The organism is Lachnospira multipara LB2003 (genome assembly GCF_000702205.1).
Taxonomy (GTDB): domain Bacteria; phylum Bacillota; class Clostridia; order Lachnospirales; family Lachnospiraceae; genus Lachnospira; species Lachnospira multipara_A.
In genome coordinates this window covers 116,186-128,880 of sequence record NZ_JNKW01000004.1, presented here as the reverse complement: position 1 = coordinate 128,880, position 12,695 = coordinate 116,186, and the positions used below count along the sequence as shown (strand labels likewise).

At 34.1% G+C, this 12,695-nt stretch carries 12 protein-coding genes; all 12 read left to right on the top strand.

Going from position 1 to position 12,695, the window contains the following annotated elements; all coding sequences use genetic code 11:
* The first annotated feature begins 15 nt into the window (after positions 1 to 15).
* The 12 genes from fliW (at position 16) to T537_RS0103225 (ending at position 12,684) form a co-directional block, all read left to right on the top strand.
* A complete protein-coding gene (gene fliW / locus T537_RS0103280; RefSeq protein WP_027437008.1) occupies positions 16 to 480 on the top strand; it encodes a flagellar assembly protein FliW in 465 nt (154 codons plus the stop codon).
* A gap of 1 nt (position 481) precedes the next feature.
* Positions 482 to 709, top strand: coding sequence for a carbon storage regulator CsrA (gene csrA, locus T537_RS0103275; protein WP_027437009.1), 228 nt, complete (start codon positions 482 to 484; stop codon positions 707 to 709).
* Positions 710 to 898: 189 nt separating this feature from the next.
* A complete protein-coding gene (locus T537_RS12335) occupies positions 899 to 1,363 on the top strand; it encodes a flagellar protein FlaG (protein ID WP_051554834.1) in 465 nt (154 codons plus the stop codon).
* A gap of 71 nt (positions 1,364 to 1,434) precedes the next feature.
* Positions 1,435 to 3,543 (top strand): flagellar filament capping protein FliD, encoded by a 2,109-nt coding sequence (gene fliD / locus T537_RS0103265; protein ID WP_031556266.1) that lies wholly within the window; start codon positions 1,435 to 1,437, stop codon positions 3,541 to 3,543.
* A gap of 30 nt (positions 3,544 to 3,573) precedes the next feature.
* Positions 3,574 to 3,990 carry a flagellar export chaperone FliS gene (gene fliS / locus T537_RS0103260; protein ID WP_027437011.1) on the top strand — a complete coding sequence of 139 codons (417 nt, stop codon included), beginning with the start codon at positions 3,574 to 3,576 and terminating at the stop codon, positions 3,988 to 3,990.
* Between the two features lie 82 nt (positions 3,991 to 4,072).
* Positions 4,073 to 4,546, top strand: a complete 474-nt coding sequence (gene flgN, locus T537_RS0103255) for a flagellar export chaperone FlgN (RefSeq protein WP_031556264.1) — start codon at positions 4,073 to 4,075, stop codon at positions 4,544 to 4,546.
* A gap of 231 nt (positions 4,547 to 4,777) precedes the next feature.
* Entirely contained in the window at positions 4,778 to 5,590 is an 813-nt protein-coding gene (locus tag T537_RS0103250) for a flagellin N-terminal helical domain-containing protein (protein ID WP_027437013.1), read from the top strand.
* A gap of 332 nt (positions 5,591 to 5,922) precedes the next feature.
* Positions 5,923 to 6,735: a flagellin N-terminal helical domain-containing protein gene (locus tag T537_RS0103245; protein WP_031556261.1), complete on the top strand. Its 813-nt coding sequence runs from the start codon at positions 5,923 to 5,925 to the stop codon at positions 6,733 to 6,735.
* Positions 6,736 to 6,954: 219 nt separating this feature from the next.
* Positions 6,955 to 7,767 (top strand): flagellin N-terminal helical domain-containing protein, encoded by an 813-nt coding sequence (locus tag T537_RS0103240; protein WP_031556260.1) that lies wholly within the window; start codon positions 6,955 to 6,957, stop codon positions 7,765 to 7,767.
* A gap of 504 nt (positions 7,768 to 8,271) precedes the next feature.
* On the top strand, positions 8,272 to 9,093 hold the full coding sequence (locus T537_RS0103235) for a flagellin N-terminal helical domain-containing protein (RefSeq protein ID WP_027437016.1): 822 nt from the start codon (positions 8,272 to 8,274) through the stop codon (positions 9,091 to 9,093).
* 266 nt (positions 9,094 to 9,359) lie between these two features.
* On the top strand, positions 9,360 to 11,657 hold the full coding sequence (locus T537_RS0103230; RefSeq protein WP_027437017.1) for a motility associated factor glycosyltransferase family protein: 2,298 nt from the start codon (positions 9,360 to 9,362) through the stop codon (positions 11,655 to 11,657).
* Positions 11,629 to 12,684 (top strand): N-acetylneuraminate synthase family protein, encoded by a 1,056-nt coding sequence (locus T537_RS0103225; protein ID WP_031556258.1) that lies wholly within the window; start codon positions 11,629 to 11,631, stop codon positions 12,682 to 12,684. The genes T537_RS0103230 and T537_RS0103225 overlap by 29 nt, the downstream gene beginning before the upstream one ends.
* The last annotated feature ends 11 nt before the right edge of the window (positions 12,685 to 12,695 follow it).

Below are 12,695 nucleotides of genomic sequence, written 5' to 3'. Positions count from 1 at the left end.
AAGGTTAGGTGTGACATGAAGGTAGAGACTAAATGGTTTGGTACTATGGAAGTGAGGGATGAACAGATTCTTACTTTCGAGAAGGGCATTATAGGGTTTGAAGATTGGAAGGAATTTACCCTAATTTACGATGCAGAAAAAGAATTAGAAGAGACAACAATATATTGGCTTCAAGCAATTGATGAACCAACACTTGCACTTCCAATTATGGATCCACAGTTAGTTTACCAAGGATATGATCCAATAGTTGAAGATGCTATTATTAATACACTTGGAGATAATATAGCAGATGCTAATCTTTTGGTTGCATGTACAATGACAGTTCCTGAAAAGCTTGAGAATATGACGATTAATCTTAAAGCGCCAATTATTATTAATTTAGACACTAATAGAGGTGTACAGGTAATCGCAGAAAATGACGATTATCAGGTTCGTTACCCTATTTATGACATTCTCAATGCGAAAAAGGACGGTGAATAATATGCTAGCATTATCAAGAAAAAAAGACGAAGCAATCGTGATTAACGATGATATAGAAGTAACAGTAATAGAGATAAAAGGAGAACAGGTAAAGCTAGGCATTACAGCTCCAAAGTCTGTTCCTGTATATAGAAAAGAAGTTTATGTTCAGATTCAGGCAGCTAATAAGGAAGCTGCATCTCAGAATGTGGATGTAAATGCATTAAAGAAGTTAGTTGGAAAGAAATAATTTCACTGGGTTGGTTACAATGCACAAGATATGAGGGTATTTTTATAGAAATTGTACAAAATTGTATAATTTCTAATTTTGGCGTTAATTTTATATTAATGTCATCCGATATACGTGATGAAAGGATAATGTATAAATGCAGCAAATCCTTTTAAATAAATATAATATCTTCACATGGAGGTGAAACTTATGGCTATTGATGTAGGTAACGTTGCAAGTTATCAAAATGAACAAAATGTAAATGTAAGAAAGTCGCAGACTAGTTCTATTAACGTTGAGACTGCTAAGACAGATGGCGTAGTTAGTGCCCAGTCTAAATCAGATGTTACATCTGAGGCAGTTTTAGTTGGTAAGGTAGTGGAAACAGGTGATGCAAGTAAAATAAATGTTTCTGACGAATCATTAAAAAAGCGCGAAACTACACAACCAGTTCAAAAAGAAACTTCCTTGCGTGATGTAACTGATTTCAGTAAGATAGTGAACAATAATACGGTGGCTGAATTTAGTTATAATGAGCCAACAAAGCGTATTGCTATTAAAATTAAAAATAAAGAGACAAATGAAGTTATTAAGGAAATACCATCAGAGAAGGCACTTGAAATGTTAGCAAAGGCTTGGGAATTGGCAGGAATTATGGTAGACGAAAAAAGATAGGATAGTAAACCTATCAGATAAACAAGGATGTTTAAGGTTAGATGCAAGGATGCATAGATAGGAGATGTAAAATGCCAATCAGATTATCAGGTATGGTATCAGGAATGGACACCGATTCGTTGGTTGAAGCTCTTGTATCATCGTACAAAATGAAAAAGGATAATTTAGTAAAAGCACAGACTAAACTTTCTTGGAAGCAGGATAAGTGGAAATCCATGAATAGTAATATTTATAAATTCTATTCAGGAAAGCTTTCTGCTGCCAGACTTTCAAGTAGTTATAGTATTAAGACTGCTTCTGTATCTAATAGTTCTGTGGCTAAGGTAACTGCAGCCTCTGGTGCAGTTAATGGATCACAGACATTAGAAGTTGACGAGTTAGCATCAACTGGTTATTTAACAGGTGGTGTTATTGAAAACAGTGATGGATCAAAGCTAACATTGAGCAGCAAAATATCTGAAGTAAAGGGCTTACAAGGTTTTTCATCAGGTAGTTTTACAGTTACTACAAAGGATGGGGCCAATGAAATAAATGTAACTTCAGATACAACAATTAATCAATTTGTAGCAAAGTTAAAGGAAGCTGGATTAAATGCTAACTTTGATACAAGTAATGCACGATTTTTTATAAGTGCAAGTGAAAGTGGAGCTGATAATGACTATACATTAACAGCTTCTAATGCTAGTGGTATTGATTTGATGCAAAATCTTGGTATTTATGCAACAACATTAAAGTCCGCTAAGGAATATGAAGCTTGGGCTAATTATACTGATGAAGAACTTGAAGAGATGGCTCAAAAAACAGCTAAAAATCAAGTAAAGTCAGTAGATGATAGAGCAAAGAAATATGCAGAAGAATATAACGCTGCATACAATGCTGCAAAAGTAATTAAAGATAAGAATGGTTCTTTAAGTGAAATGGAATCAAAGAAGGCCGAATATGAAACTAAGATGGCTGAGTATGATGAATATAAGTCAGTAGATGAAGAAGGAAATGTAACATATGATACAGAAGCCATTGATGCAGCAGGAAAATCAGCTGATTTTAAAAAGGATAAGGCTAATTTAGATAACATTTCAAAGGCAATTGAGAACTATAATAAATATCAAGATACTATGTCTGAAAAAGAAGATTACATAGTTAAGCTTGATAGTGGTAAGGCTAGTGTAGCAACAGAAGGAAGCCCAGCTTATACTAAGATTCAGGCTGAGTATGATGCAGATTATGAGGCTAAGTATCAGGAAAACTTAGACAGTTATAAACAGAAACGTACATATGCAGCTAATCTAATAGCAAATGGTGGAGAAGCTGCGGCTACGGGAGCATCAGCTAATGCTGTAAGAATAGAGGGTAAAGATTCAAAAATTATCTTAAATGGAGCAACATTTACAAGCTCTTCTAATACATTTGCAATTAATGGATTAACAATACAGGCAACAGCAAAGACAAATGGTGAGGTTGTAAATATAACCACAGATACAGATGTAGATGGAATTTATAATTTCGTTAAGGACTTTATTAAAGAATATAATATGTTAATAAAGGAAATGGACGTTAATTATAATGCAGCATCATCTAAAGGTTTTGAACCTTTAACAGATGATGAGAAGAGCGCAATGTCAGATGATGAAGTGGAAAAATGGGAAGAAAAAATTAAGACTTCACTTCTACGTAAAGATGGAACTCTTGGAATGACAATGAATTCATTAAAGGCAGATATGGCAGCAGCAATTAAGGTTGATGGAAAGAGTTATTCACTTGCTTCCTTTGGAATTCAGACATTAGGATATTTCGCATCTCCAGAAAATGAAACTGGCGTATATCATATAGATGGCGATTCTGAGGATACAGCAACTGCAGGTACATCAGATAAATTAAGAAAAGCAATTGCTAGTGATGCAGATACAGTAATTAGTTTTTTCTCACAATTAGCTACAAAGGTATATACAGATCTTGGAGATAGAATGGCAACATCTGCAACAAGTAGTGCTTATACAATTTATAATGATAAAGAAATGAATACTCAGTATTCTGAATATAAAACTAAAATAACAGATGCGGAAGATAAGGTAACTACATGGGAAGATTATTATTACAAGAAATTCTCAGCCATGGAGTCAGCACTTTCTAATATAAATTCACAGCAATCTTCACTTTCTGGATATTTTGGAAAGGGCTAAACATATATTTAAACGTAGGGGGATTAGGAAATGGCAATGACTAATGGATATAACAATCAACAACAAGCATTAGCAGAACAATATAGAAGAAGTAAAATCCTAACAGCATCTCCTGCAGAACTTACACTGATGCTTTATGAAGGCGCTATAAAGTTTTGCAATATTGCAATTATGGCTATAGAGAAGGGCGATATGGAAAGAGCGCATATCTACATAAAGAAGACAGAAGATATAATTGTGGAGTTTAGATCAACGCTTGATAGAAAATATAAGGTGGCTGAAGATTTTGACAGGGTGTACATATACATATATGACCTTCTAGTAGAAGGAAATATAAAAAAAGATATAGAAATACTAACGAAAGCTCTTAATGAAATAAGAGGAATGCGCGATACTTGGAAAAAAGTTATGGAAAAAACTAAAGGTACATCGCCGAAAAACAGTTAAGGAACACTAGATAAGAAGCCAGGCGGTAAAACGCCTGGCTTTTAAAGAATAAAAAAGGGATTTGTAATAAGGAGAGGGACTTATGGAGAATTACTTAGAGATATTAAAGGACAGCTTAATAAAGAAAATTAGGATATTAGAGGAAATAGTAAAAATAGATGATGAGCAGACAACTCTTTTTAGTACAGATAAGGATAATGAAGATAGAATCAGGGAGACTTTTGATAGAAAGAGTGCACTAATAGATGAGATAAATAGAATGGATGCAGGTTTTGAATCTGTCTTTGAAAAGGTCAAGGAGCAACTTGATAATAGAAAAGATGAGTATAAAAAAGAAATAAAGGAAATGCAGGAATTAATTAAAAGGATAACAGATTTAAGCATGCATATAGAAGCCCAGGAAAAAAGAAATAAATCTCTAGTTAATGGAAATCTTTCTAGCATGAGGAAAGAATTATCCAATGCGAAAAGAAGTACAAGTCTTGCTAAACAGTACTATAGCACCATGAATAAAATAGCCAATGTGGATCCACAGTTTATGGATTCAAAAAGATAGAAAATGTGTGGGTTTAATATTATTTTAATAATAATAAATAATCAAAATAGCTTTACAAAAAATATGCTAAATGGTATATTAGTACTAGAAAAAGATTAAATGACTAAAAAGGTGGCAAATTAAATAGTTTATTAATCGCGTAAGCGATAATAAATAGATGAAGCAATAACGCTTCACTAAACATTAATAATACCAAGGATGGTATTAGGTTTTTTCAAGGAGGAAAAAATTATGGTAGTACAACACAACGTAACAGCAATGAACACAAACAGACAGATGGGCTCTGTACAGGGCGCTTTGTCAAAGTCAACAGAAAAGTTATCATCAGGTTATAAGATTAACAGAGCTGGTGATGACGCAGCTGGTCTTTCAATTTCTGAGAAGATGCGTGCTCAGATTAGAGGTCTTAATAAGGCTTCATCAAATGCACAGGATGGTATCTCACTTATTCAGGTAGCTGAAGGTGCTTTAAATGAAACACACTCTATCCTACAGAGAATGAATGAACTAGCTACACAGGCAGCAAATGATACTAATACAGCAACTGATAGAACAGCTCTTGCAGCTGAAGTTACTCAGTTAAAGACAGAAATCGATAGAATTAGTACAACAACACAGTTCAATACTATGAACTTACTTGATGGTTCATTCACAGGTAAGAATTTACAGGTTGGTTCTTTAGCTAACCAGAAGATTCAGCTTAGTATTGGCAAGATGGATGCAGCTTCATTATCAGTAAATGCACTTTCATTATCAACATATACTAAAGCAGGTAGTGCTATTACTAAGGTACAGTCAGCTATTGATAAGGTGTCTACACAAAGATCTACACTTGGTGCTGTTCAGAACAGACTTGAACACACAATTAATAACTTAAATACAACAAGTGAGAATACACAGGCAGCTGAATCACGTATTCGTGATACAGATATGGCTTCTGAGATGGTTGAATTCTCTAAGAATAACATCCTTTCTCAGGCTGGTTTATCAATGCTTTCACAGGCAAATCAGGCTAACCAGGGTGTATTATCAATACTTGGTTAATTAGGTTAGAATAAGTATTAGTATTTGTTTATGACTTAAGTTTGTAAATATAAGCTACTATAAAAGGAGCAGTCAAGAATAACTTGACTGCTCTTTTTATTTTTGCAATAATTAAGCTATAATAAATTTAAATGTGAAAAATAAAAAAATATTTTGTTTAGGGGTTAAGTACTAAAGAATTTTTCCGATATATGAAGTATGAAGAGTGAAAGCAATGGTACCCAAAAAAGAATTCACTTCAAAGTTACATCTAAATTGAATTACCCAATCAATTAATAGATGTGTATAGAAACAAATTATAAGGAAATTTTCTAAATCAAGGAGGAAACAATATGGTAGTACAGCACAATCTAACAGCCATGAACACTAACAGACAAATGGGTTCTGTCCAGGGAGCTTTATCAAAATCAACTGAAAAGTTATCATCAGGTTACAAGATTAATAGAGCTGGTGACGATGCTGCGGGTCTTTCAATTTCAGAAAAAATGCGTGCACAGATTAGAGGTCTTAACAAAGCATCTACAAATGCACAGGATGGTATTTCACTTATTCAGGTAGCTGAAGGTGCCCTAAATGAAACTCATGCAATTCTACAAAGAATGAATGAGCTTGCAACACAGGCAGCAAATGATACAAATACAGCTACTGATAGAACAGCTCTTCAAGCAGAAGTTGACCAGTTAGTATCAGAAATCGACAGAATTCAGAGTACAACACAGTTCAATACAATGAATTTGCTTGATGGTTCATTTACAGGTAAAAATTTACAGGTTGGTTCTTTAGCAGGACAAAAAATTCAGGTTAGTATTGGAAATATGAATGCAGCATCATTATCAGTAAATGCACTTTCATTATCAACATTTACAACAGCTGGATCAGCAATTACAAAGATTCAGTCAGCTATTGATAAAGTATCTACACAAAGATCTACACTTGGTGCTGTTCAGAACAGACTTGAACACACAATTAATAACTTAAATACAACAAGTGAAAATACACAGGCAGCTGAATCACGTATTCGTGATACTGATATGGCAGGTGAGATGGTTGAGTACTCTAAGAATAACATCTTAGCTCAGGCTGGTCAGTCAATGCTTACTCAGGCAAATCAGGCAACACAGGGTGTATTATCAATCTTACAATAAATAGACTTTATAGGGCGTCTTATGACGCCCTTTTTTTATGTGAAAAAACCGCTTAATTTTTAAAATTTTGCTGTTAAGTTTATAAAATTGCTACCGATATAATTAATAGCTAAAAGATAAATGTGCAAATTATTAAAGTCAACATTTAATCTTGAGGCTGCAAATTAATAAATAACATATCATGGATGGTATGAGCTTTTTTTCAAGGAGGAAAAAATTATGGTAGTACAACATAACGTAACAGCAATGAACACAAATAGACAGATGAACTCTGTACAGAGCGCTTTGTCTAAGTCAACCGAGAAGTTATCATCAGGTTATAAGATTAACAGAGCCGGAGATGATGCTGCAGGTCTTTCAATTTCAGAAAAGATGCGTGCACAGATTAGAGGTCTTAATAAGGCTTCAACAAATGCACAGGATGGTATCTCACTTATACAGGTTGCTGAAGGTGCGCTAAATGAAACACATTCTATCTTACAAAGAATGAATGAATTAGCAACACAGGCAGCTAACGATACAAACACATCAACTGATAGAACAGCTCTACAGGCAGAAGTTACTCAGTTACAGACTGAAATTGATAGAATTAGTACAACAACACAGTTTAATACTATGAACTTGCTTGATGGATCATTTACAGGTAAGAATTTACAGGTTGGTTCACTTGCAAATCAGAAGATTCAGATTAGTATTGGCAAAATGGATGCAGCTTCATTATCAGTAGATTCTCTTTCATTAGCATCATTTACAACAGCTGGTAGCGCTATTACAAAAGTACAGTCAGCTATTGATGCAGTATCTACACAGAGATCTACACTCGGTGCCCTTCAGAACAGACTTGAACACACAATTAACAACTTAAATACAACAAGCGAGAATACACAGGCAGCTGAATCACGTATTCGTGATACAGATATGGCTTCTGAGATGGTTGAATTCTCTAAGAATAACATCCTTTCTCAGGCAGGCTTATCAATGCTTTCACAGGCAAATCAGGCTAACCAGGGTGTATTATCAATTCTCGGTTAAAACTACCAACCTAAAGAAGGGGCCAGGCAACTGGTCCCTTTCTTTTTTTTATTGTTGCAACTGCCTATTGTTGCAACTGCTTATTGTTGCAACTGCGAAGCAGTTGCAATGTAGCCTCGAGCCTGCGCGCAGCGCAAAAAATGCGAGAGGTTCCCCGCTTGTTGCAACTGCGAAGCAGTTGCAATGTAGCCTCGAGCCTGCGCGCAGCGCAAAAAATGCGAGAGGTTCCCAATTTTGAAAAAAAGTATTCAAAAAGGGTTAAGTTTTTTCCATTTACTCCGATAAATATTGTGTAAGTGATAAACAAGGTACCCAATAAGAAATTCACTTAATTCTAATCCTACCCAGATTAGAATAATTAATACTTAAGAACCCACTTAAGTAACAGGTATAGCAAATATAAAAATAAAAAGTAAAAAGTAAAAGCACATTAAAAGTAAAAGTAAAATTAGCACATTAAAGTAAAAAGTTATGGAGATTTTCTAAATCAAGGAGGAAATAATTATGGTAGTACAGCACAACCTTTCTTCAATGAACACTAACAGACAGTTAGGTGGAGTTTCAAGTTCATTATCAAAAGCAACAGAGAAGTTATCTTCTGGTTATAGAATTAACAGAGCAGCTGATGATGCAGCAGGTCTTTCAATTTCAGAGAAGATGCGTGCTCAGATCAGAGGTCTTACAAGAGCATCAGACAATGCACAGGATGGTATCTCACTTATACAGGTAGCTGAAGGTGCCCTAAATGAAGCTCATTCAATCTTACAAAGAATGAATGAACTTGCAACACAGGCAGCTAATGATACAAATACAAAGACAGATAGAGATGCTCTTCAGTCAGAAGTTGATCAGCTTGTTTCTGAAATTAACAGAATCAAGAGTACTACACAGTTTAATACACAGAACTTATTAGATGGTACATTTACAGGTAAGAATCTTCAAGTAGGTTCAATTGCAGGTCAGACAATTCAGATAAATATTACTACATTTAGTGCAGGAACTAATGGACTTAATATTTCGGCTATTTCATTATCAACATTTACTAAAGCTGGTACTGCAATGACAAGAATACAGACAGCTATTGATAAGGTGTCTACACAAAGATCAACACTTGGTGCTATTCAGAACCGTCTTGAACATACAATTAATAACCTAGATACAACAACTGAGAATACACAGGCAGCTGAATCACGTATTCGTGATACAGATATGGCTGAGATGATGGTTGAATATTCAAAGAATAACATCTTAACTCAGGCAGGCCAGTCAATGCTTACACAGGCAAATTCTCAGACACAGGGTGTATTATCACTCTTACAGGGCTAAAGATAATAACGATTTTTGATAAAATTGATAGTATCATAAATCTCTTTATAAATTTCAAATCCTTCAGGAAAAGGGCTAGTCGAAAGACTAGCTCTTTTTCATTTAATAAGACTAGAGGCTGCTTCTTAAATTTGATGTAATTGCGAAGGAACTATTCTTGTGGTATGATTAATTTAGTAATAATTGTGTAAAGGTGGTCATTAACCTTTGTTTATGGTCGTGATTAATAAATGTAAAATTTATATTAGGGGGATTAGTAAGAACCTATGACTGAATCTGAGATTATAAGCTACATTGATAACCTATATTGTTATGAAATGGTTGATAATGTTGTTCTTGATAGGATTAACGAGATTTTTGGCAATTTGTGTGAAATTACAGTGAAAGATGCATCAGGTGAAAATGGAAAAGAATTATCTTTTTTATTACAGGAAATAAAGGCAACATTAGAAAATGGAGAAATTGCTAAGGGAGTAGATTTAATACATCTTTTTTTTGATGTAAAAAATAAAAGATTAGTTGATCTTATGCCTATAGATAGAGAGGAGCTTATAGATACCTTTAAGAGTAATTTAAGGGTGATGTATAAGCACTATAGGTCTCTTTTTTTCGGCGTTATGATTAGGCTTTTTTATGATGAGAGTGCCAAAACGCTAATAGATACAACTGATATTGATGATATTGATAATATATTAGATAGATACATTGATAAGATTGATTTATATAATGGCGAATTAATTGATAGTTCTTTTAGGGATTACGCATTAAAGTTACAAGTTGATGAAAGACTGCTTGAAGACTGCAATTTTTATGATAATAGAAAATACTATATTGAAAGAAATTTTACAGGGGAAAAAATAGTAAGAATTGTTGATAATGGCAGTAATTATTATCATGCTAGTGGATATGATACCAAAAGAGAAGCAGAAAGCGTTTTTAAGAATACCAAGTATCAGTTTGATGCTGCTTTTATTCTCTGGGGGCTTGGAAATGGAAATATATATAATGAGTTTTTTAAAAATACCAATGATGATAACGAAATTCTTTGTATTGAGCCGGATGTAGAACTTTTTTTTAAGGCACTTCATATTTTTAATTTGCCAAAACAAGAGAATAAGACAAAGGGATTTGTATTTGTGAAGGGCATTAATGATGAGGCCTTTGATCAGATTTTTACAATGCTTGTAACACCACAGAGGGCTCCTGTTATAACAACGGTTTTTTCTATGGTTTATCTAAGATATTATCAAGATGAATTCTATAAAGTAAAGGAAAAAATAGAAGCTCTACATAAGCATGCAAGTATGCTATATAACGTTAGTGTTACAAGGGGAATTAATATCGTTGAAAATGTTATTAGGAATTTTCCAACCCTAATAAAGGCATCAAGTGTTATAAATGCCTGTGCTGCATTAGAGCCTATAAAGGATAGAACTGTATTTATTGTTGGTGCTGGACCTTCTCTTGATAAAAATGTAGATGTATTAAAAAAGGTCAAGGGTAAGGCCGTAATAATTGCAGCTGATACTGCAGTTAGGGTAATGTTAAACCATGGAATTGTACCAGATATTATGGTTACAATTGATTCAAAGAAAAGACCTGAAACATTTGATGATGACAGGATAAATGATATAGCAATGATTTGCGGTGCAGAGTCTTTATATAATGTGGTTACTAAGCATAGATCTAAGATTTTTTGCGTGAATGATATGGAATTTTATCTGCATTTTCTTGTTAAGTATGAAAAAAAGGACTATCTCTTTGATACAGGTGGTTCAGTAGCTACATCAGGAATATTTTTTGCTATGATAGCTGGCTTTAAGAAAATTGTTTTGATGGGTCTTGATTTAGCAATGACTGATATGAAATTCCATGCCAGTGATATTTATAACGAAGGCGAGGCAGACCCGGTTGCGCTAGATTTAATTAAGTGTGAAGGCTTTGATGGCAATGAAGTTTATACTTCTAGTGATATGTTAGCTTATGGTGAGTGGATAGAAGGTCTAAATAAAAAATATCCTGATCTTGAGATTATTAACTGCACAGAGGGTGGACGAAAGCTAAAGGGAATAGAAAATAGGACTGCCTTAAGTGAAAGTTTACTTGTTCAGGATTTAGAAGATGTTGATTTTAGCTACTATATAGATAAAGCTGAATGTACATATACTAGTAAAGAGCAGCAAGAAATACTTAGCTCATTTAAGGAGTATGGGGAATATAGTCATTCTGAGAATAAAAAGCTTGAATTGCTTCTTGCAGATATAAAAGTTGCTACCTATAAGCTTTCTAAGAATAAGAACATAGATTTATCATCGCTTTTTGAAAGAATTAATGATCATGATGAAAGTGTTAGAGATAACGAATATCTCCAATTAGTTGATATTAAAACTAAGGAAAAGCAAAAAAATAAAGCCATGGAGGTATTTAAAAATAATGAAAGTGAATCGGAATCAGATCCTATAAAGCTTCTTCAGGTTATATATGAGCTTATAGATGAATTTAGAATTGCTAACTTAGAGGTAGGTGAAATATTCTTTGATACATACAGAAACGAAGGAATTTAGGATTGAAAATATTAAGATTGGTGGGAATAATAATCCTCTAATAATTCCAGAAATCGGAATTAATCACGAAGGCAGTTTATCTGTTGCATGTGAAATGGTACTTTCAGCAAGTAGGGCAGGGGCTAAGATAATTAAGCATCAAACCCATGTGGTGGATGATGAAATGAGCCATTTAGCAAAATCGGTTGTCCCTGGGAATGCTGATGTGTCCATTTATGACATTATGAAAAGGTGCGCTCTAAATGAAGAAGAGGAATTAGAACTAAAGCGTTATACAGAAGAGCTAGGTATGGTTTTTTTATCTACACCTTTTTCAAGGGCAGCAGCAAGACGTCTAAAAAAATTTGGCGTTAGTGCATTTAAGATTGGTTCTGGTGAATTAAATAACTATCCCTTAATTGAGGAAATAGCAGAGTATGGTAAACCAATGATTGTATCCACTGGAATGAATGATATTAAGGCTATTGATATAGCTGTAAATATTATGGAAAAAAGAGGGGTAAGCTATGCCCTTATGCATACAACCAATCTTTATCCAACAGACCCTAGACTTGTAAGGCTTGGGGCTATGGAGGAAATGATGGAGCATTTTAAGGGTGTGCCAATTGGCCTTTCTGACCACACTCTTAATAATAACTCAAGTATTGCTGCAATGACTCTTGGAGCTAAGCTAATTGAAAGGCATTACACAGATGTTAAGAGCCGAACTGGTCCTGATATTGTGTGTTCTATGGATGAGGCTGAATTAAAGGATTTAATTAATGCATCCTATGAAATTCCTTTAATGCTTGGGGGCAAGAAGGAGGCATGTAAGGAAGAACAGGTAACTATTGATTTTGCTTTTGCTACGGTGGTTACCATTAAGGACATTAAAAAAGGTGAAATATTTACAAAGGATAATCTATGGGTTAAAAGACCTGGAATTGGGGCAATAAAGGCGATTGAATATGAGTCTTTACTTGGGAAAAGGGCAAGTAAGGATTTAAAAGTAGATACTCATATTAGTTATGATGACATCTTAGAGTAACTAAGTGATGG

Bases quoted from the DNA above. Each gene is read 5' to 3' on its own strand.
- flgN (WP_031556264.1), top strand. From the start codon at position 4,073: ATGGAGAATTACTTAGAGATATTAAAGGACAGCTTAATAAAGAAAATT.
- csrA (WP_027437009.1), top strand. From the start codon at position 482: ATGCTAGCATTATCAAGAAAAAAAGACGAAGCAATCGTGATTAACGAT.
- T537_RS0103240 (WP_031556260.1), top strand. From the start codon at position 6,955: ATGGTAGTACAACATAACGTAACAGCAATGAACACAAATAGACAGATG.
- T537_RS0103235 (WP_027437016.1), top strand. From the start codon at position 8,272: ATGGTAGTACAGCACAACCTTTCTTCAATGAACACTAACAGACAGTTA.
- fliW (WP_027437008.1), top strand. From the start codon at position 16: ATGAAGGTAGAGACTAAATGGTTTGGTACTATGGAAGTGAGGGATGAA.
- T537_RS0103245 (WP_031556261.1), top strand. From the start codon at position 5,923: ATGGTAGTACAGCACAATCTAACAGCCATGAACACTAACAGACAAATG.
- fliS (WP_027437011.1), top strand. From the start codon at position 3,574: ATGGCAATGACTAATGGATATAACAATCAACAACAAGCATTAGCAGAA.
- fliD (WP_031556266.1), top strand. From the start codon at position 1,435: ATGCCAATCAGATTATCAGGTATGGTATCAGGAATGGACACCGATTCG.
- T537_RS0103250 (WP_027437013.1), top strand. From the start codon at position 4,778: ATGGTAGTACAACACAACGTAACAGCAATGAACACAAACAGACAGATG.
- T537_RS0103230 (WP_027437017.1), top strand. From the start codon at position 9,360: ATGACTGAATCTGAGATTATAAGCTACATTGATAACCTATATTGTTAT.
- T537_RS12335 (WP_051554834.1), top strand. From the start codon at position 899: ATGGCTATTGATGTAGGTAACGTTGCAAGTTATCAAAATGAACAAAAT.